Origin of the sequence: Lapillicoccus sp. (assembly GCF_036559105.1) — a bacterium.
GTDB lineage: Bacteria > Actinomycetota > Actinomycetes > Actinomycetales > Dermatophilaceae > Lapillicoccus.
The window spans coordinates 19,988-37,588 of sequence record NZ_DATBTV010000064.1 but is presented as its reverse complement, the minus strand read 5'-3'; the positions used below and the strand labels follow the sequence as shown (position 1 = coordinate 37,588).

The following is a 17,601-nucleotide window of genomic DNA, read 5'->3' as shown; positions in this document are numbered from 1 at the left end:
CTCGTCGAAGGACTCGACCTCCAGTCCGGCGTCGGGTCCGAGCAGCGCGGCCACTTCGGCCATCCGGGCCGCGGTGAGGGTCGCTGCCGGGCAGTTGGCGAGGTCACGGCCGAGGTTGTAGGCGTCGGCGATCGCCTGCCCTCGGCGCGCGCCCTCGCCCGCTTCCTCCAGGTCTGCCTCGGGAGCGACGAGGACCAGGCCGTCGAGAGCGCGCTCGTCCTTGTCCGCGCCGACCCGGAAGCGCCAGCGCGCGAGGATGACTCCCTCGGTCACCGCCTGGGCGAACTCCGCGATGGAGATCCCGGCGTCCGCCGGTGGGATCTCGACCGACAACACCTTGTGCTGCGGGACGGCGCGGGCGAACTCGGCGGCAACGTCGCGGACCAGCGTGGCGTCGACGGCCCCCTCGGTCCCGAGCCCGACGGCCACCCGGACGACGCCGTCGGGGTGCGGCAGGACCAGGGTCTGACCGCGGGCGCCGGTGAATCCGGCGGACGTCAAGGCCTGGGCGTCGACGCCCAGCTCGGGCGGTGGGTCGCCGCCGCCCACGACCGGGACGGCCACGGCGCCCACCTCCCCGGCCGCCGGAATGTCGGCACGCACCGCGACGGTGCACCGCCGCCCTACCGAGGGGATCGGGTCGTGGGCGCTGATGGTGGGGTTGCTCATGAGAAAGCCTCCGCTTCTTGAAGGCGCGCCTCTGCCGTCGGGACCCTGGACGGCACATCGGCTCCTGACCAGTGGATCGAGACGCAGGCCCTCGGGCCTCACCCACCTCGGGTGAACCGCAGGGCCGTCGATCCGTGAGGATGCACCTGTGCCCAGCAAAGACGAGACCCTCCGCTACACGTCGGCGGGTCGGCTCCCCCATGCCGGCGAGGTGCAGGCGGCCGTCGACCAGGCCTGGCGACGGTTCCGGGGCCACCGCGACGGCGTGCCGTCCACCGTGTACCCCGCGCTCCAGGGCGTGGACCCGGACCTCTTCGGGATCGCGGTGGTCGGCACCTCGGGCCTGACGGTCACGGCCGGCGACGCCACGACCGAGTTCACCATCATGAGCGTGGCCAAGCCGTTCGTGCTGGCCCTCGTCTGCGACGAGCTCGGGCTCGACCGGGTACGGGACATGGTGGGCGTGAACGCCACCGGCCTGCCGTTCAACGCGGTTCCGGCCGTCGAGGGCTCGGCTCAGGGCCGGACCAACCCGATGGTGAACCCCGGCGCGATCGCCACCACCAGCCTGGTGCCCGGCCCGTCCCTCGAGGATCGGTGGGCGCGGATCCGGGACGGGCTGGGACGCTTCGCCGGTCGTGAGCTCCAGGTCGACGACGCGACCCTTGCCTCAGCACGGGCGACCAACCACCGCAACCGCGCCCTGGCGAACCTGCTGACCAGCGTCGGCGCGCTGGAGGGCGACCCGGCCGACGCCGTCGACATCTACACCCGACAGAGCTGCCTCGCCGTTTCGGCGGTCGACCTCGCTGTCATGGGTGCCACCCTCGCGGACGGCGGAGTCAACCCGGTGACCGGTGAGGCGATCGTCCGGCCGGGGACCGCGCAGGCGGTGCTGGCCATGATGGCGATCGCCGGGATGTACGAGACGTCCGGCGACTGGCTGCTCGACGTGGGCGTCCCGGCCAAGAGCGGCATCGGCGGCGGGATCATCAGCGTTGCGGCCGGCAAGGGCTGTCTCGCGACCTTCGCTCCGCCCCTCGACGCCGCCGGCAACAGCGTGCGTGGCCAACTGGTCGCCCGGTACCTTTCGCGGGCGTTGGGGTTGGACATGCTCGCGTCGGCCCCGGACCCCACCCATACCGGCTCGGTCTCGTGACCTGGAGGCGACCGTGGCTCCGGCCGATGCTGAACTCGCGTCACCGCAGTCGGGGCGGGCTGATACCGTCCGGCCATGCGGCGTGTCGTTCGCATCAGTCGGGCGATCCCGGTGGCGGTCGGTCTCGTGCTGCTGGGCGCCTGCACGACCGCGAACCCGGTCGACGCGCGGATCACCAACCCGGTGCGCCAGAACAGTGTCAACGCCTCGGTCGGCAACATCCGGCTGCTGGCCACCCGCGTCGAGGCGCCGGACGACATCCAGCACCTGAAGAACGGCAACGTGGGGCTGTTCACCACCTTGGCCAACGACGGCACCTCCGCCGACCGGCTCGTCGGGGTCAGCACGGTGTATGCCCGTCAGGTGGTCTACCGGGTGGGGGAGGGCGCCGAGGCGCCGATCGCCGTGACGATCCCCGCGAAGGGTGTGGCGTCGATGCAGTACCCGGGCGGACCGCACCTCGAGCTGGTCGACCTCAAGGTCGACGTGAACGGGAGCCGGTTCATCCCCGTGACGTTCCGGTTCGAGAACAACGGGTCACTGACGGTGAACGTGTTCGTCGAGGGGTTCGGGTTCCCGACGGTCTCGCCCCCGACGTCCTGAGCGAGCGGAGAACCTGGACCTCAGAAGCCGGAGATCCCGTCGCCGACCATCTTGGCGCCGAGGACGAGGAGCAGGACGGCCATGATCGCGGCGTTGTTGTGCACCAACCAGGTGCGCAGGTTCTGCAGGATCCCGGCCGCCCGCTCGCCCATGGCGAGGTAGATCACGAGGGGGGCGGCGACACCGAGGCTCGCGACGACGGCGAAGACGATGGTCGCCGTCACCTTGGCCGAGGTGCTTCCCGCTGCACCCGTGGCGATGGCGGCGCCGCCCGAGACGACCAGCAGCAGGTTCTTGGGGTTCACGTCCGCGAGGAGGGCGGACAGCCCGGCCGACTTGACCGGAGTGAAGCCGTCGATCGCTGCCATCCACTTCGGGGCCGGCGGCTCCACGCCCTCGCCGGGCCGGTCCCGCCAGTTCTTCACGCTGAGCGCCAGCAGCCCCAGGCCGAGCACGATCTTGACGACCGACACCCAGACCGGCGGGGCCGCGTCCGAACCCGTCGAGCCGGCCGCGAGAAAGGCCACGGCGCCGGTGAGCAGCGCGATGGCGACCAGCCAGGTCAGCACGAACGCGAAGGCGTTGGCCTTGGCGTTGGTGCTCAACAGCATCAGCACGACCGCCACGATCGGTAGAGGGCTGATCATCACGCCGATGGCGATGGGAAGAGACTGACCGATCGCCGGGCCCACGCCAGCTCCCTCTGTCGGGCGTACCTCTGTCGGACGTACCTGTGATGCCATCGTCGGTCGTGGCATCCGAGGGAGCATCACCTCGTGGGGGTGAAGGCCGGGCCCGGCGACGAGCGGCTCAGGCGGTCTCGAGGGCCGGACGCCGACGCGGGATGGAAAGGGCGGTCACGAGCAGAGCGAGGAGGTATCCCGAGGCGCCGATCGCCATGAAGGCGGTGACCCCGGTGGTGAGGCCCAGAGCCGCCACGAGGGAGCCGCTGATGGCGACGCCGGCGGCCGAACCCGTCTGCCGAGCGGTGTTGAGCGCGGCGGACGCGGTCCCGGTGAACCCCGACGGTGCCGCGCCCATCACCGTGGCCGTCGCGCCGGTGAGGGTGAACGAGGTCCCGAAACCACACAGAACCATGGCGACGACGAGGATCACGTAGCTCGGCGTCGCGCCCGACACCGCCCATACCCCCAGCCCGACCGCGGCGGTGAGCAGGCCGACGAGCATGAGCTGCCGATGCTCGTAGCGACGTGACAGCCGGGCCGAGAGCGTCGAGGCGACCATCGTGACCGCCATGGCCGGCAGCAGGGCCAGGCCGGTCATCGTGGCGCTGAGGCCCTCTCGCTGTTGGAAGTAGACGCTGGCGGCGAAGATCATGCCGTAGAAGCCGAAGTTGAAGAGCAGGCCGACGACGGTCCCACCGCTGAGCGGTCGCGATGCGAGCATGGCGCGAGGGATCGGAGGCGCCGCGGCGAACCGCTCACGCAGCGCGAACACGGCAGCCCCGACGAGCGTGAGGACGATGCCGCCGATGACGAGGGGACCGGTGAGGCCCTGGCGCCCGATCTCGTTGAGCGCCGTGATGAGGGCGGCGACGGTGACGACGACGGCACCCTGACCCAGCCAGTCGATGGCCCCGGACCGGTTGCGCTCGGACGGCCCGACGACGGCCAGCGTCAACGCGATGCAGGCGACGCCCACCGGCAGGTTGATGGCGAAGACCCAGCGCCAGCCCAGCGTGTTCGTCAGCACCCCGCCGATCAGTGGCCCGGCCGTGGCCGCGACACCGGCGATCGCCCCCCAGAGCCCGAACGCCCGCGCCCGGGCCTGCGGGGTGGCATAGACCTGCTGCAGCAGCGCCAACGACCCCGGCACGAGCAGCGCCGCACCGACGCCCTCGACGACGCGCATCACGGTCAGGACGGTCTCGTCGGGAGCCAGCATGCAGCCCAGCGAGGCGAGCGTGAAGACGCCCACGCCGAGGCAGAAGACGCGCCGGTGCCCCCAGCGGTCGCCCAGCGCCCCGCCGAGCAGGAGGAGTCCGGCGAAGGCCACCGTGTAGCCGTCGACGATCCACTGGAGGTCGGTCAGCGTGATCGACAGGTCGCGTCCGATGGCGGGCGCGGCGACGTTCACGATCGTGACGTCGAGGATCACCATGAAGTAGCCGGTGCAGACGGCGATCAACGGCGCCAGACCGACGCGCCCGAACTGTGCGTCCGAGGGAGACTGCGCCGACACGGGGACATCATTCACCCGATGCGGTCGACCGACAGGCGCCGGCGCCCGGAACCGGCCTACGATCCCGCCCGTGAACGATGGTGCGAGTCGGGAGGGTGCGGCCGTGACGTCATACCGGTCCTGGGTGGACCGCCTGCTCGACGGGTTCCGCGGGGAGCCGGACGCCATCGTCGTCCGCGACGCGTCCCGCTCCCTCGACCTCGAGGACGCGGCGTGCGCGCGTACCGACGTCGTCTACGCGGTGGCCCTTCCCGGCGAGGCGGGGACGTTCGGCGTGCTGGCCCTGAGGTCGCGCGGGTCGTGGGTCGAGGCCGACGAGGTGCGTGAGCATCTGCGGCGTCTCGTCGAGCCGGCGGCTGCCGTGGGTCCGGTGGTGGTGGTCGACCGCCTACCGGTGACCGAGCAGGGCAAGCCCGACCGGACGATCGTCTTCGAGCTGCTGCGGCCCTAGCGGGTCTCGATCCAGTGGTCCGGCGGGGCGCCCGGCACGCCCGGGACCTCACGCTGCTCCTCGGTCCAGCCGTCCGGGCCGAACGCGACGTCCGCGAACCGCCGCCAGAACCGGCCCGCGCCGGGGTTGTCGTGCTGGAACGCCACGGCCCATGGAGCGTCGTGCCGACGGACCACGTCGAGGGCCAGTGCGCGGCCGACACCGTCCGACCGGACGACGGGAGCCACCCACAGGGCCGCGATGGACCGTCGTTCCTGGGCCAGCCCGTCCACGACGGCGAAGCCGACCGGTGCCGGTTCGTCGGTCCGGGGATGGGGACGCCAGGCCAGGTATGCGGCGACGTCGGCCGTGGGTCGCTCCGGAAGCCCGCGGGTCTGGTACCGGCCGTCGGGGTAGGGGAGGCCGCCGACGACGAGCGCGAGGTCGTGACGGAAGCACTGCCACAGCCACCCGAGGGTGGACCACTCGCTCTCCGAGACGGGCCGGATGTCGATCTCCAGCACCGCGTCATCATGGCATCGGCAGGGGTGCGCCGGGTCGGGGCGGTCGTGCTGCTCAGACGATGGCCGTCGGCGCGGCCCTCGCGCTGAGGGCCGTCAGCTTCCGCGGGCCCGCCACCAGCAGGACCGACGCCACGTTGGCCGTGCCGACCCGGACCCCCAGGGCGCACACCGGGTCGTGGCCCACTCGCAGGACCACGCCGGTCGCGCCGTTGAACACCTCCACGTCAGCCAGCGCGCTGCGGGGGAGTCGCCGCAGCACGGCGACGATCGATCGCGCCACGCGGTCCCGTCCGACGACGGGCCGTGCGCGAACCACGGCAGAGCGGCCGTCGTCGCTCAGCAGGACGACGTCCGGCCCCAGAACCTCGGCGAGGGCAGCGACCGACAGGGACCGACAGGCCGCGGCCAGCCGGCGGACGACGACCGCATGGCGGGTGGCGTCGGCCGGATCCCTTGTCGCAGCGTCGCCCAGGTGGACCCGGGCTCGCCGTACGAGCTGGCGCACGGCCGGCGGCCGGCGACCCAGGACGGTTGCCACCTCGGGGTACGGGCGGGCGAGGGTCACGCGTAGCACGTAGGCGGCGCGCTCCAGCGGCGAGAGGCGCTCCATGGCGGCGAGCAGCTCGATCGACATGGGCTCGTCGTCGCGCGAGCGACAGGGGACCGGTTCGGGGAGCCAGGACCCCGCATACCCCGGTCGTCCGGCGTGGAGGTGCCGCAACCGGTCCATGGCGGCCCTGGTGACGAGCGTGGTGAGGGCCGTCTGGGGGTCCTGGAGCTCCGTGGGGTACCCGGCCGACCACCGTTCCCGGCTGTCGTCGAGCACGGCCTCGGCCTCCGAGAGGGCGCCGAGCATCCGGTAGGCGATCCCCAGCAGCCGCGGGCGCTGTTCGTCGAACAACGCCGTGCGGCGCTGTCCGACGAACCTCTCCGGTCCTGGCATGTGTGGTCCTCCCGCGGACGAGCATCACTCACCAGGAGGACACCGCAGACCCGGGCGTTGTGACATCCGGCCGGTCGAGGGTGATGTTCGTGCATCTTGCTGCGGCGTACTTACGGTGTAAGTCGTCGTAGACTTACAGCGTAAGTACCACGGGAGGACGTCGATGGAGCAGCGGTTACCGCTCAGCCGGGCGGTGATCGTCGCCGCGGCGGTCGCCGTGGCGGACCGGGACGGGCTCGACCGGGTGAGTATGCGGCGGCTCGGCCGGCACCTCGGGGTCGAGGCGATGTCGCTGTACAACCACGTACCCGACAAGGCCGCGCTGATCGACGCGATGGTCGACGAGGCTTTCTACGCGGTCCCGGTCCCCACGGATCCCGACTGGCGCACCGGTCTGCGCGCTCGAGGCCTGGCGCAGCGTCAGATGCTCCGCGCCCACCGCTGGGCCCTCGGCGTCGTCGACGCTCGCGGTACGCCGGGCCCAGCGACGCTTCGTCGCCAGGACGCCACGCTCGGCTATCTCCGCGCGGCCGGGTTCTCGACCCGCGCGGCCGGACACGCCTACGTGCTGCTCGACGCCTACGTCGTCGGGTTCGTGTCCCTGGAGCGGGGCCTGACGTTCGACGCCGCGCTGGGGAGGTCCGGTTCGCTGCTCGACGCCGATCGGCTCGCCGGGCTGCCGCACCTCGAGGAGCTCGTCCGAGACGTGGTGAGCACCGGCGACGAGGACGCGACGGGGTTCGAGGCGGGTCTCGACCTCCTGCTCGCCACGGTGGGGACCCTCGTCACGCCTGGTCCGCGAACCGGAACCGGGTCGCGTCGCGGGGCAGCTCGTTCCACGCGAACACCGTGACCGGCGCCAGCCGCCAGACCCCCTCCCGGTACGTCGAGGCCGGCTGGCCGTAGCCGTACTTCGCCCTGGCGGTGGCGGCGAGCCGCTCGGCGCCGGCGTCGTCAGGGACGTGCACGGCGGCGACCCCGTGCACGATCACGGCGGCGCTCCCGTTCTCCAGGTGCAGGACCGCGCGCGGGTTGCCCCGCAGGTTGCGGGTGTGCCGGGTACTGGGATGGCCCCCGAACCAAGCCGCCCCGTCGAGCCACATCCCGTCGACCGGCACGACGTGGGGCGAACCGTCCGACTGGGTGGTGGCCAGCCAGTAGAAGGTGGCGTCCACGAGTCGCCGCTCGACGTCGGCCCACACCAGCAGCCGGTCGGGCGACCCGTAGGCAGCGGGCAGGGCGAGCTGCTCGGCCTCGGGTTCCACGCCGGCCAGCCAACCGCGACGGTCGGCCGGGGTCAACCGCGAGGCGTGGCGGTTCCGACCGGTTCGGCGGTGACGACGAGGTTGTCCGGGTAGTGCGTGGCCGGGCTCCACGTTCCCGTGCACGTGAGCAGGACGAGCCGGCCCGGGACGCTCTGGGCGAACGTGTCCGTGTTGGTCGCGAGGCTGGCCTTGGGCACGTCACGGGTGGTGAGGACGCGGTAGCGCTGCTGGTACGCCCCGTCCGCGAGAACGACCTCGTCGCCGGACTGCACGCGCAGCAGCCGAGCGAAGAAGCCGACCCCGCGGTCCTTGGAGTCGATGTGCCCGGCCAGGACGACCGACCCGAAGGCGTCGCCGGCCAGGGCGCCGCTCTGCCACCAACCGACCTGCCCCGGGTCCGCCGGGAGGCTCAGCTCACCCGACGCACCCGTGTCGATCGGGTCGACCGTCGCACTCGCTGTCGTCCCGTTGCGCGGCTGGAGTGTGATCGACGACGGCGAAAAGGTATGCCGCTGGGTCACCCCCGTCTGGCCCGGCCGGGCGGGGGCGGCGCCCGACTGCGTGGCGGATGCCCCGTCGACTGGGGTCTCGGGGGCGACCGGGGTGGAGACGGTCAGGGGGCCGCGGGAGGAGCCGGTCGTGGTCGACAAGGTTCCGCTCGCGGCGGTCGTCGAGGTCGGCCCGGACGGCTGCTCCGACTGTTGCCCCGACTGTTGCCCCGACTGTTGCCCCGTCTGTTGCCCGGTCGGTTGACCGGCGGCCGGCGAGGAGCAGGCAGCGGTCAGCGCCAGGGCGCCGGCGGCCAGGACGCCGGCGCCCAGGAGCGGCAGTCGTCGAGTCAGGAGCCGCCGCCGGACCGAGCGGGAATCGGACGCCGACGCCTCCCGACGACCACCGCGAGGCCGGCGAGGGCGACCACGAGCACGATGGCGAGCGGGCCGGAGCCGTCGGCGCCGCGCGCCGCGGCGATCAGCCCGGCCGCCTGTCCGCCGTCGCCGGCGTTGACCGAGCTCGGCGTCGTGCCGGAGCCCCGGACCGCGAGGGGGAGGACCTGTACGACGGCGTCCATCGAGCTGGTCGCAGCCACCCCGATGGCGAAGACGCGGGTCAACGACGTGGCGGCCACCGGCACGTTCGCCGGACCGAAGACGACCGGACCCGTGGTGGCTGCGGGCACGATGTCCACGGTGTAGCCACCGGCGGGCACGGTCACGGTCAACGCCTCGCCGTTGGCGATGTTGGCGAAGAGGACCTTCTGGTCGACTCGGACGTCGGCGGGACCCACCGCGGCCGTGTGGGCCACCACGAGCCGGCCGCTACCAGCGGCGACCGCGCTGAGGTCGTTGGGGAACGTCGTGATCAGCGGCGGCTTGGACGGGTCCACCTGCCGGTGCACGACCGTGTCGACGTTGGTACCGGCGGCCACCGACACCGAGGCGGTGACCGAGGCGGTGCCCGACGGGCTCTCGGCCGTGACCGTGTGGTTGCCGGGGATCAGCGCCAACGGTCCGACGATGGTCTTCGCAGCAGCACCGGTCGCCACGGCCTGGCCGTCCACGGTGATCGTCATCGGGGTGTCGGCGACGCCCTGCACGACGTAGACGGTTCCGGTGGCCGGGGCGGCTGCGGCATCGACGGCAGCGAGCGGGGCCACGGCGACCGCCGAGCCGAGGACAAGCGCGGCGACCAGCGCTCGGCGACGGGAAATGGACACCATGGGGCCCTCCTGGTGAATAACGGCGGCTTTCGACCGGACATTTCGCCTACGAAAGTACGTCATGAAATGCGTTGCGGTGGTTCGTATTCCGACAATGCGGCATGATCTCATGAATAGCCAATCGACGCGGGGTCGAGTCATGACGCAAGAGTCCGACAAAAGGGACATGAGCATCGGGTAGGGGGTGAGTTGGTGCCGCGCTCTGTGGTGGTGCAACGCGTCCTCGGCCTCGTCCTCGCCGCGATCCTCGGTGTCGGCGCACTCTGGGCACTCGGCCGCACGCCCGCGCCAGGACCCTCCGCCGCCAGCCCTCCGACCGGATCCTCGAGCGCGCCGAGCTCGTCCGACGCGACGTCGGGCTCGCCCGCGGGTACCGGGTCCACGACCTCGAGCGCGGGCGCGGTCCCGGTGGCGAGGAGTGGTCCGGGCCTCACGGAACCGGGCATCCACGTCGTGGCACAGGCCGGCAGCGACGGTGGCCTGGAGGTCGTCGAGCAGGTCCGTCTGCCGGCCGCGGCGACCAGTCTGGCGATCGCGCTGCCCCGGGCTTCCGGCTCGGGGGTCGCCGCGGCGGTCCCCACCATCACCGGCTTCCAGGCCGAGTCCGGCGGCCAGGTCGTCACCGACACGCTGGCGGTACCGCTCCCGGCCGGCGGCGACCGCCTCGAGCTGCCGGCTCCCTCGACCGACATCACCATGCGGTACCGCCTGGAGGGAGGCGCCGAACGCAGTCAGCCGGCACCCGTCGGTCGCGCCCTGGTTCTCCTACCACCGGTGACCGCGGCGGAGGCCTCCCTGTCCGGTCTTCCGGTGGTCGTCGAGGTCGTGGGGGGCAACATTCGCAACCTCGTCTGCCCGGACCTGGCGGTCGCCGAGCAGCTCTGCGGCCGCCAACAGGGCTCCCTGTGGACGACCCCGAGCATCCCTCTCGGCCGGTCCGTGGTCGTCGCCCAGGTCGACCTACCCCCACCCGGTCAGCAGTGACCACGCTGGCCACCCTCGCCTCTGCCGCCGTCGAGGGCCAGGACGTCTTCCCGCTCCTGACGGGGGTGTCCCGGATGCTCGGATACCTCGGCTTCGTACTCCTCGTCGGCACGACGTTCTTCCTGGCCTGGCTCTGGCCGGTGCGGTCGGTCGAGTGGGTGTTCATCCGGCTGTTCCGCAGCGGAGCGGTGCTCGTACTGGTGGCGACCGTGCTGGTGGCATTCTTCAGTGCGGACGCGTCGCTGGAGGATGCCTTCGCCGGCCGGGACGGCGCGGCCGCCCTCGCCCGAATGTCGTTGGTGGCGGTGGGCGTCGCCTTCTCGTGGGAGATGTTGGGTGAGGCCCGGCGATGGCGGATCCCCATCGTCGTCTGGCAGCTGCTGCTCATCGAGACCTACGTCCTCGAGTCCGACGCCTGGCGAGAGCCCTGGCAGGTGGTCAAGGTCGTCGCCACGACGGGGCACCTCGCCGCGACGGCCGCCTGGCTCGGCGGTCTTCTCGCGCTGGCGGCGATCCTCGTCCCCAGCGCCCACCTCGAGGTGCTGCACGACGTCCTGCCGAGGTTCTCCATCGTGGCGATCGTCAGCGTCGTCACCCTGGTCATCACCGGCGCCCTGCACGCGCTGGCCATCGCCGGGTCTCCCAACGCCCTGTTGACATCGACCTACGGCGCCGTGCTGATGGCCAAGATCATCGTCTTCGCGGTCATGTTGTTGCTCGGCAACGTCGGACGCCGGTACGTGGGGAGGCTCGCTCACCGGAAGGTCACCGAGATCGACGAGTCGGCCCCGGACCAGAGCATCCGCGCGTTCGCGGTTGCCATCGGTGCCGAGTTCGCCCTGGCGACAGCAGTGCTCGCGACGACGGCGGCGTTGGTCCACGTGGCCCCGCTGGCCTGATGGCGACCTAGGGGGACGTGGCGGTCCCGGTCAAGAAGACCAGCTCACGGAAGACGTCGGCGCAGATGTCCGCGAACGAGCGCAGCTCGCCCTCGCTGATCCACTGCGCGAACGAGACACCGAACACGGTGATCGCGGACTCCGCGGCCAGGGTCGCGGCGAGCTCCATCACCCCTCGCGCCCGCAGCGCCTGCCCCATGGTCTCGCTCAGCGCTCCCCTCTTGTGCCGCTCACGCTCCTGCAGGGCGGGGTTCTGCTCGATCACCGTCTGCCGGGTCCGGCTGGAGGTCCGCCGCTCGTCCGGGAAGAACGCGGCTGCCGACTGCAGCGAGGCCGCCACGACCTCCAGCGGCGTGAGTCCGGCGGGTGCCGCCTCGATCCCTCGACGAAGACCCGAACCAGCTCCTGCTGTCCGGAGAACAGCACCTCGCGCTTGTCGCTGAGGTGACGGAAGAACGTCCGCTCGGTCAGCCCGACGGAGCGGGCGATCTCCGCGGGTCCGACCCTGTCCGAGGACCTGGCCGTCGGCATACGGGACGGCGGTGCGGGCCTAACGGGCCAGGTGGGGACGACCGGGCGTCAGCCGGCGGCCTTGCTGATCAGCGCGCGGACCTTCTTCTCGTCAGCGGGGGTCAGGGTCGTCAGCGCGTAGGCGCAGGGCCACATCGCGCCGTCGTCGAGGGCGGCCACGTCGTTGAAGCCCAACGTCGCGTAGCGGGACTTGAACTTTGTGGCGGCCTGGAAGAAGCACAGGACCTTGCCGTCCTTGGCGTAGGCCGGCATCCCGTACCAGAGCCGAGGAGCGAGGCCCGGCGCCGCGTCGGTGACGACCTGGTGGACCTTCTCGGCCAGGGCGCGGTCGGAGCCCTCCATCTCGGCGATCTTGTCGAGCACCGCCGTCGCGTCGTCCACCTTGCCGCTCTTCGCCGCCTTGACCTCCTTGGCGCGCTCCTTCATCGCGCTTCTCTCCTCCTCGGTGAAGGCCGGTGCGGTCTTGGCGGCGGTGGCCTTGGCAGCGGTGGACTTGCGGGTGCTGGTCTTGCGGGCGGTGGCCATGGGGCGGTCTCCTCGGTGGGTCGGTTTCGGGAACGAGTCCCACGCTAGGAGAGGCCGCCTCGGGTCCGCTTCTCGAAAACTGACCGGTCTGGTCAGCCGGCCACCGTTTCCGAGCCCGCGAGGAGTCGCCGGATCTGGCTGCGCACGAACGCCCGGACCGTCTCGGCTCGCTGCTCCCGCTCGGCCGTGCTGATCGCGACGTCCTCTCCCTCTCGCCGGCGTCTGACCCCCTCGATGATCTCGGCTGGGAGACCGAGGTCGGCCAGGTGGGCGATGGCTTCCGTCTTCGTGACGAGGCGTCCGTCCTGGATGGTGAGGTCGGCGCGCCCGACCGTCGTCACCCCGTGGTCGACGTAGACGTCCTGCTGCCAGATCGCCCGTCGTCGCAGGGCCGTGGTCCAGTACCCGCTCAGCTCGGACCGCGCCGCGTCGCGGACGTCGGCCACGGTCATGGTCGGCAGCCACCGGACCGGTGTCGGCCCGTGGACGACCACGGGGTCGGCGAGCAGCTCCGCCCGCGCGATCCCGCTGAACGGGCGTCGGTACAGCTCCTCGAAGGCCCATGTCCAGTGCCGGTATGCGCCGTCGCCCAGGTGGCCCAGGGACACGTACGCGCAGTGCAGGTCCGCCGCACGGGTCACTCCCCGGCTCAACCGCTGGTGTGTCTCGGTGATCTGGCGACGAGCCTCGGGGTTCGGTGGTCGCTCGACGAGCGCTACCGCGTCGACGTCGCTGACCCCTGGACGGTAGTCGCCCGAGGCGACCGACCCACCGACGTACAGGCCCTGAACGGCGTCTCCGAGCGCCCTGGCGAGCTCGACGACGGCGGGGACCTGAGTCAGCCTGGAGTCCACCGGCCGAGATTAGCCGGAGCGTCAGATTCCCCTGCGCGCCAACCGGAACGCCTCTGCTGAGACAAGCGTATGGTGGGGGCGTTCGCATCGATCCGCCTGGACCTGCGAACCTCGTGGGGAGCCAGCATGGGTAGCTGGCTGACCGACGCGTACACGGTGGACGAGGTCGTCGAGGCCTATCTCGCCATGGAGCTCCTGCTCCGTGCGCCGGGGGTCACGCAGGACGAGAAAGGGATGCTCGCCGCGATCATCGAGCACCTCGGTGGGGCCGACTCGGCGAGCATCACCGAGCTGCGCAACGGCGTCTTTCTCACCCTCGCCGCCTCCGACCAGGCGGCCCGGGACGGTGACGCGCTCCAGTACGAGCTGGAGTCCGGCCCCTGCCTGGACGCCATCACGGAGCGGACGGTCTTCGCTCCGATCGACCTGACGTCAGACCCTCGGTGGCCCGATTTCGGGCTGAAGGTAGCGAATACCGTCGGCTTCCACAGCATGCTGTCGCTGCGGCTGATGACCGACGTCCCGGACAGTATCTACGGGCTCAACATCTACGCCCGCGAGAAGGGCGCCTTCGACAAGCAGGCGGTGTTGTTCGCGCTGCTCGTCGGGACGTATGCCTCGTCCGTCGTCCTGTCCTCCGAGAGCCGCAGCGTGATCCTCAACCTCGAGAAGGCGATCCAGTCGAACCGTCAGATCGGGATGGCCATCGGCGTCGTCATGGCCACCCACCGGCTCACTCCCGAGCGCAGTTTCGAGCTGCTGCGGCTGGCCAGCATGAACCACAACCGCAAGCTGCGGGACGTCGCGGACTCGGTGATCCGCACCGGGAGTCTGACCCCGTCCGGGGACGGGTCGCGGTAACCGTCAGAGCAGGTGCACCTTCGGGCTGCGGGTGTCGATGTCGATGACGACATCGCCGAACTTGACGTTCATCCGGCCGGTGTGGAGCTGCACCACCCGTCCGATCCCGTAGCGGTCGTGGATCACCCGGCTGTCAAGCTCGAAGGTCTCGTAGGTCGGCGCCGGGTGGTCGCGGAAGGGGCTCGTGGAGGGGCGACGACGACCTTGGCCGGGCTGACCGGATTGCTGGGGCATGGGTCCAGTGTCGCCCAGTTGGAGGCCTCGCGGTCAACTGTCCAGGTCGCATTACCCCCATGGGGTATGCGGTGGTCAAGCGTCCCGCCGCAACCCGGTACACTCGAGGAAGCAGTGGCCCGCCCAGTTCTGCCTCGGGCCCGATGCAAGTCGATGCGAAGCTCTTGCGCCGCGCCCGTGACGGTCGCGCCGGGCGGAACGTATCCCACCATCTTTGGAGTCACCCACCTGTGTCTACTGACACGTCCTTCACCGACCTCGGTGTGCCCCGCCCGCTCGTCCAGATCCTCGCGAAGCTCGGCATCACCACCCCCACTCCCATCCAGGCCGCCACGCTGCCGGACTCGTTGAGCGGCCGTGACGTCCTCGGACGCGGCCGCACGGGTTCGGGCAAGACCTACGCGTTCCTGCTTCCGCTGGTCGCGCGCCTGTCCGAAAGCCGGACGCCGCGGCGGTCCGGCCGTCCTCGTGCGCTGATCCTCGCTCCCACGCGTGAGCTCGTGAACCAGATCGACGAGGCCCTCGCGCCCCTGGCCGCCGCCAACGGCCTGACCCGCGTCACCGTGTTCGGCGGGGTCGGCCAGAACCCTCAGGTCGCCGCCCTGCGCCGCGGCGTCGACGTCGTCATCGCCTGCCCGGGCCGCCTCGAGGACCTCATGGGTCAGCGTCATGTCGACCTGGGCTCGGTCGAGATCACCGTCCTCGACGAGGCGGACCACATGGCCGACCTCGGCTTCCTGCCCGGCGTGCGGCGGATCATGGACACCACCCCGCGGCGCGGCCAGCGGATGCTGTTCTCCGCGACCCTCGACGCCGGCGTCGACGTTCTCGTGAAGCGCTTCCTGTCGGATCCCGCCACTCACCAGGCCGACTCGGCGCAGAGCCCCGTCTCGACGATGACCCACCACGTGCTGCACGTCAGCCACGACGGCCGCCTGCCCGTGCTGCTCGACCTCACCGCGGCTCCCGGTCGCAGCGTGGTCTTCACCCGCACCAAGCACGGCGCGAAGAAGCTGGCCAAGCAGCTCAACGCCTCCGGCGTCTCGGCCGTCGAGCTGCACGGCAACCTCAGCCAGAGCGCGCGCACCCGGAACATGAGCCTGTTCCACAGCGGAGCCGCGTCGACCCTGGTGGCCACGGACATCGCCGCCCGCGGCATCCACGTCGACGACGTGGGCATCGTCATCCACGCCGACCCGCCGGTCGAGCACAAGGCCTACCTGCACCGCTCCGGGCGAACCGCCCGCGCCGGCGCCGACGGGGTCGTCGTCACCCTGATGACCGACGACCAGGTCCGCGACGTTCGTGACCTCACCCGGCTCGCGGGAGTCAGCGCCACGACCACTCGGGTCAACGCAACGCATCCCCTCCTGGCCGAGCTCGCACCGGGACCGCGTGTCCCCACCAGCCCGATCTCCAGCCGGGTGGCCGAGTCATCGCCCCGCCCGCCCGCCGGCCGTTCCCGGCAGCAGCGGCCCGCTGCCCGTCCGGCCGCTCGCCGGTCCGCTGCCCCCGCGCAGTCGGACACCGCGCGGAGTGGTCGTCGTGACGGTGCCGCTCCGGCCGGTGGCGAGTCCGGCCGGCCGCGCCGCAACAACCGGCCGCGTCGCGCAGGGTCCACGACGACGCATACCTCGTCCTCGTCCGGCTACCGCACTGGTGGTGCGGCGGCGTTCTCGGCGGGCTCGCGGGTCGGCTCCCGCCAGCGCTGACGGGTCATTCGTCCCGGGCCGGTCGTCGCGCCTCGCATCAAGGGGCCGTGCCATCGAGCGTTCGACCCCGTCACCGTGCCCGCCTCTGGCCCCCGGCGGGTACGCGGCCGTACACGGTGACGTGGGCGGGGGGACACGCCCCCTCAGTGGTCGCGCATACGTCGTGCCGCCTGCCAGGTCTGCGGCAGCAACGGCGCGGCCCGTCGCGTGAGCCACGCCTCGGTGCGGCGCTCGCTGTGCTCGAGATCGAGCTGCCGGAGCACGTGCTCGACGGCCGCGAGCGCCGAGCCCTGGAGCATCCAGAGGTCGGTCTGGTTCCGCGGGTCCACGTCGATGAGCATCAGCTCGGTGACGACCGCACGCGACTCGCGGACGATCTCGACGGTCTGGCCCATCGCCTCGTCGGCGCGGTCGGCGTCGCCCGAGCCGAACTCGGCGTCGACCAGCTCGGCGAACGACCGTAGGCCGCTGGCCAGGTCGTTGAGCACGACGGCGAAGGCCCGGCTCAGCTCGGCGGCGACCTGGCTGTCGGGGGACCCGCCGGGGGCCGGTGCCTGCAGCGCGATGACCGACAGCAGCGCCCGGAGACCGGTGAGACAACCGCCCAGTCGGCTCAGCGCGTCGGACAGACCGGGATGCACCGTCGCACTGGCCAGGGCCAGTGGGTTGAGCTTCCGGCTCTGCGCGATCGCCTCGACCAAGGTGGCCGCGGTGCCGAGGTCTCCCTCGATGTGGTCGACCCAGGCCAGCCACGCCGTCACCTCGTCCGGGTGCGGCGTCCGGCTGGCGACGGTCAGGGCCACCTCGTCCAGCAGACCGGCCTGGGAGCGCGCCACCCCGCGGACAGCGTTGCGCGCGCGGGTGTTCGGGATCGTCACCGGGACCAGGAGGCTGAAGGCGATCCCCACGACGGTGCCGATCAGGGTGTTGACAACGCGGACCTCGGCGGCGAGCTCGGGGGAGGAGACGGCCAGGATCAGCATGGCGCTGATCGGCGCCTCCAGGGACTGTTCACCCAGCCGCAGCACCTTGGCCAGCGCCAGTGACGCGGCGATGACGATCGCCAGGCTCCACCACGTGAGCCCGATCGAGCTGGCCACTCCGACCGCGACGAGGACACCGGTGAGAACCGCGCCGACGCGGACCAGGCCCATCTGGAGGGTGCCGACCGTCGAGGCCTGCACGACCAGCAACGCCGTGAGCGGCGCCGTGAGGTCGACGATGCCGGGGGAGACCAGGTTCGCGATCAGGTACGAGACGACCGCGGCCACCGTGAGCCGGGCGATCTGCGCGGATGCCGGCCGGATCCGGGCCGGCAGCTGGGCCCAGGACGTGGGGAACGACGGCCAGACCCACCAGAGCAGGTTGCGCATCCGCGACCGGGTTCGCCCGGTCAGGCGTCCGAGGTTCAGCCGCTCCACCGCCTTCACCCTCAGCATGGGCCGCGATGCCCGGGTCGACGCAGACTGCGCGCCCCCACTGTAGGAGC

Annotated in this window: 21 protein-coding genes; 8 read left to right on the top strand and 13 right to left on the bottom strand. The window is 71.7% G+C overall.

The window, feature by feature from the left end:
- On the bottom strand, positions 1-669 hold a 669-nt coding region (locus VIG79_RS08480; protein WP_331884546.1), incomplete at its 3' end, for a M17 family peptidase N-terminal domain-containing protein.
- Between the two features lie 148 nt (positions 670-817).
- Here VIG79_RS08480 and glsA point away from each other — a divergent pair.
- Both glsA and VIG79_RS08470 read left to right on the top strand, forming a co-directional pair.
- Positions 818-1,828 carry a glutaminase A gene (gene glsA / locus VIG79_RS08475; protein ID WP_331884544.1) on the top strand — a complete coding sequence of 337 codons (1,011 nt, stop codon included), beginning with the start codon at positions 818-820 and terminating at the stop codon, positions 1,826-1,828.
- A 75-nt stretch (positions 1,829-1,903) separates the two neighbouring features.
- The gene (locus tag VIG79_RS08470; protein WP_331884542.1) at positions 1,904-2,431 is read left to right on the top strand and encodes a copper chaperone PCu(A)C; all 528 of its coding nucleotides are present in this window, start codon (positions 1,904-1,906) and stop codon (positions 2,429-2,431) included.
- A 20-nt stretch (positions 2,432-2,451) separates the two neighbouring features.
- Here VIG79_RS08470 and VIG79_RS08465 read toward each other — a convergent pair whose 3' ends face one another.
- Together VIG79_RS08465 and VIG79_RS08460 are read right to left on the bottom strand one after the other, a co-directional pair.
- The gene (locus VIG79_RS08465; protein ID WP_331884540.1) at positions 2,452-3,123 is read right to left on the bottom strand and encodes a GAP family protein; all 672 of its coding nucleotides are present in this window, start codon (positions 3,121-3,123) and stop codon (positions 2,452-2,454) included.
- Between the two features lie 118 nt (positions 3,124-3,241).
- Positions 3,242-4,633 carry an MFS transporter gene (locus VIG79_RS08460; RefSeq protein WP_331884538.1) on the bottom strand — a complete coding sequence of 464 codons (1,392 nt, stop codon included), beginning with the start codon at positions 4,631-4,633 and terminating at the stop codon, positions 3,242-3,244.
- A 103-nt stretch (positions 4,634-4,736) separates the two neighbouring features.
- Here VIG79_RS08460 and VIG79_RS08455 point away from each other — a divergent pair, with 103 nt between their 5' ends.
- Positions 4,737-5,084 (top strand): hypothetical protein, encoded by a 348-nt coding sequence (locus VIG79_RS08455; RefSeq protein WP_331884536.1) that lies wholly within the window; start codon positions 4,737-4,739, stop codon positions 5,082-5,084.
- On the opposite strand, the gene VIG79_RS08450 is transcribed toward VIG79_RS08455, so the two are convergent.
- Together VIG79_RS08450 and VIG79_RS08445 are read right to left on the bottom strand one after the other, a co-directional pair.
- Complete coding sequence (locus VIG79_RS08450; RefSeq protein WP_331884534.1) at positions 5,081-5,587, bottom strand: GNAT family N-acetyltransferase; 507 nt, start codon at positions 5,585-5,587, stop codon at positions 5,081-5,083. The genes VIG79_RS08455 and VIG79_RS08450 overlap by 4 nt on opposite strands.
- A 52-nt stretch (positions 5,588-5,639) precedes the next feature.
- Positions 5,640-6,530, bottom strand: coding sequence for a sigma factor-like helix-turn-helix DNA-binding protein (locus VIG79_RS08445; RefSeq protein ID WP_331884532.1), 891 nt, complete (start codon positions 6,528-6,530; stop codon positions 5,640-5,642).
- Between the two features lie 163 nt (positions 6,531-6,693).
- On the opposite strand from VIG79_RS08445, the gene VIG79_RS08440 reads away from it, so the two are divergent.
- Positions 6,694-7,383: a TetR/AcrR family transcriptional regulator C-terminal domain-containing protein gene (locus VIG79_RS08440; protein ID WP_331884530.1), complete on the top strand. Its 690-nt coding sequence runs from the start codon at positions 6,694-6,696 to the stop codon at positions 7,381-7,383.
- Here VIG79_RS08440 and VIG79_RS08435 read toward each other — a convergent pair.
- The 3 genes from VIG79_RS08435 to VIG79_RS08425 form a co-directional block, all read right to left on the bottom strand.
- Positions 7,316-7,795: a pyridoxamine 5'-phosphate oxidase family protein gene (locus VIG79_RS08435; protein WP_331884528.1), complete on the bottom strand. Its 480-nt coding sequence runs from the start codon at positions 7,793-7,795 to the stop codon at positions 7,316-7,318. The genes VIG79_RS08440 and VIG79_RS08435 overlap by 68 nt on opposite strands.
- Positions 7,796-7,827: 32 nt before the next feature.
- Positions 7,828-8,445, bottom strand: coding sequence for a class F sortase (locus tag VIG79_RS08430; RefSeq protein ID WP_331884526.1), 618 nt, complete (start codon positions 8,443-8,445; stop codon positions 7,828-7,830).
- A 188-nt stretch (positions 8,446-8,633) separates the two neighbouring features.
- Positions 8,634-9,512 (bottom strand): DUF4397 domain-containing protein, encoded by an 879-nt coding sequence (locus tag VIG79_RS08425; RefSeq protein ID WP_331884524.1) that lies wholly within the window; start codon positions 9,510-9,512, stop codon positions 8,634-8,636.
- Positions 9,513-9,704: 192 nt separating this feature from the next.
- Here VIG79_RS08425 and VIG79_RS08420 point away from each other — a divergent pair, with 192 nt between their 5' ends.
- On the top strand, positions 9,705-10,496 hold the full coding sequence (locus VIG79_RS08420) for a hypothetical protein (RefSeq protein ID WP_331884522.1): 792 nt from the start codon (positions 9,705-9,707) through the stop codon (positions 10,494-10,496).
- A complete protein-coding gene (locus VIG79_RS08415; protein WP_331884520.1) occupies positions 10,493-11,395 on the top strand; it encodes a copper resistance D family protein in 903 nt (300 codons plus the stop codon). The genes VIG79_RS08420 and VIG79_RS08415 overlap by 4 nt, the downstream gene beginning before the upstream one ends.
- 7 nt (positions 11,396-11,402) lie before the next feature.
- Here the strand turns inward: VIG79_RS08415 and VIG79_RS08410 are convergent, their stop codons facing one another.
- From VIG79_RS08410 to VIG79_RS08400, 3 genes are all read right to left on the bottom strand, one after another.
- A complete protein-coding gene (locus tag VIG79_RS08410) occupies positions 11,403-11,735 on the bottom strand; it encodes a hypothetical protein (protein WP_331884518.1) in 333 nt (110 codons plus the stop codon).
- Positions 11,736-11,974: 239 nt separating this feature from the next.
- A complete protein-coding gene (locus VIG79_RS08405) occupies positions 11,975-12,451 on the bottom strand; it encodes a DUF1801 domain-containing protein (RefSeq protein ID WP_331884516.1) in 477 nt (158 codons plus the stop codon).
- Positions 12,452-12,543: 92 nt separating this feature from the next.
- Positions 12,544-13,305, bottom strand: coding sequence for a nucleotidyltransferase domain-containing protein (locus VIG79_RS08400; protein WP_331884514.1), 762 nt, complete (start codon positions 13,303-13,305; stop codon positions 12,544-12,546).
- Positions 13,306-13,377: 72 nt separating this feature from the next.
- Here VIG79_RS08400 and VIG79_RS08395 point away from each other — a divergent pair, with 72 nt between their 5' ends.
- The gene (locus tag VIG79_RS08395; protein WP_331884512.1) at positions 13,378-14,166 is read left to right on the top strand and encodes a GAF and ANTAR domain-containing protein; all 789 of its coding nucleotides are present in this window, start codon (positions 13,378-13,380) and stop codon (positions 14,164-14,166) included.
- Between the two features lie 3 nt (positions 14,167-14,169).
- Here the strand turns inward: VIG79_RS08395 and VIG79_RS08390 are convergent, their stop codons facing one another.
- Positions 14,170-14,400: a hypothetical protein gene (locus tag VIG79_RS08390; RefSeq protein ID WP_331884510.1), complete on the bottom strand. Its 231-nt coding sequence runs from the start codon at positions 14,398-14,400 to the stop codon at positions 14,170-14,172.
- Positions 14,401-14,630: 230 nt separating this feature from the next.
- On the opposite strand from VIG79_RS08390, the gene VIG79_RS08385 reads away from it, so the two are divergent.
- Positions 14,631-16,112, top strand: a complete 1,482-nt coding sequence (locus VIG79_RS08385; RefSeq protein WP_331884508.1) for a DEAD/DEAH box helicase — start codon at positions 14,631-14,633, stop codon at positions 16,110-16,112.
- A 143-nt stretch (positions 16,113-16,255) separates the two neighbouring features.
- Here VIG79_RS08385 and VIG79_RS08380 read toward each other — a convergent pair whose 3' ends face one another.
- Positions 16,256-17,533: an aromatic acid exporter family protein gene (locus VIG79_RS08380; protein ID WP_331884506.1), complete on the bottom strand. Its 1,278-nt coding sequence runs from the start codon at positions 17,531-17,533 to the stop codon at positions 16,256-16,258.
- Between the last annotated feature and the right edge of the window lie 68 nt (positions 17,534-17,601).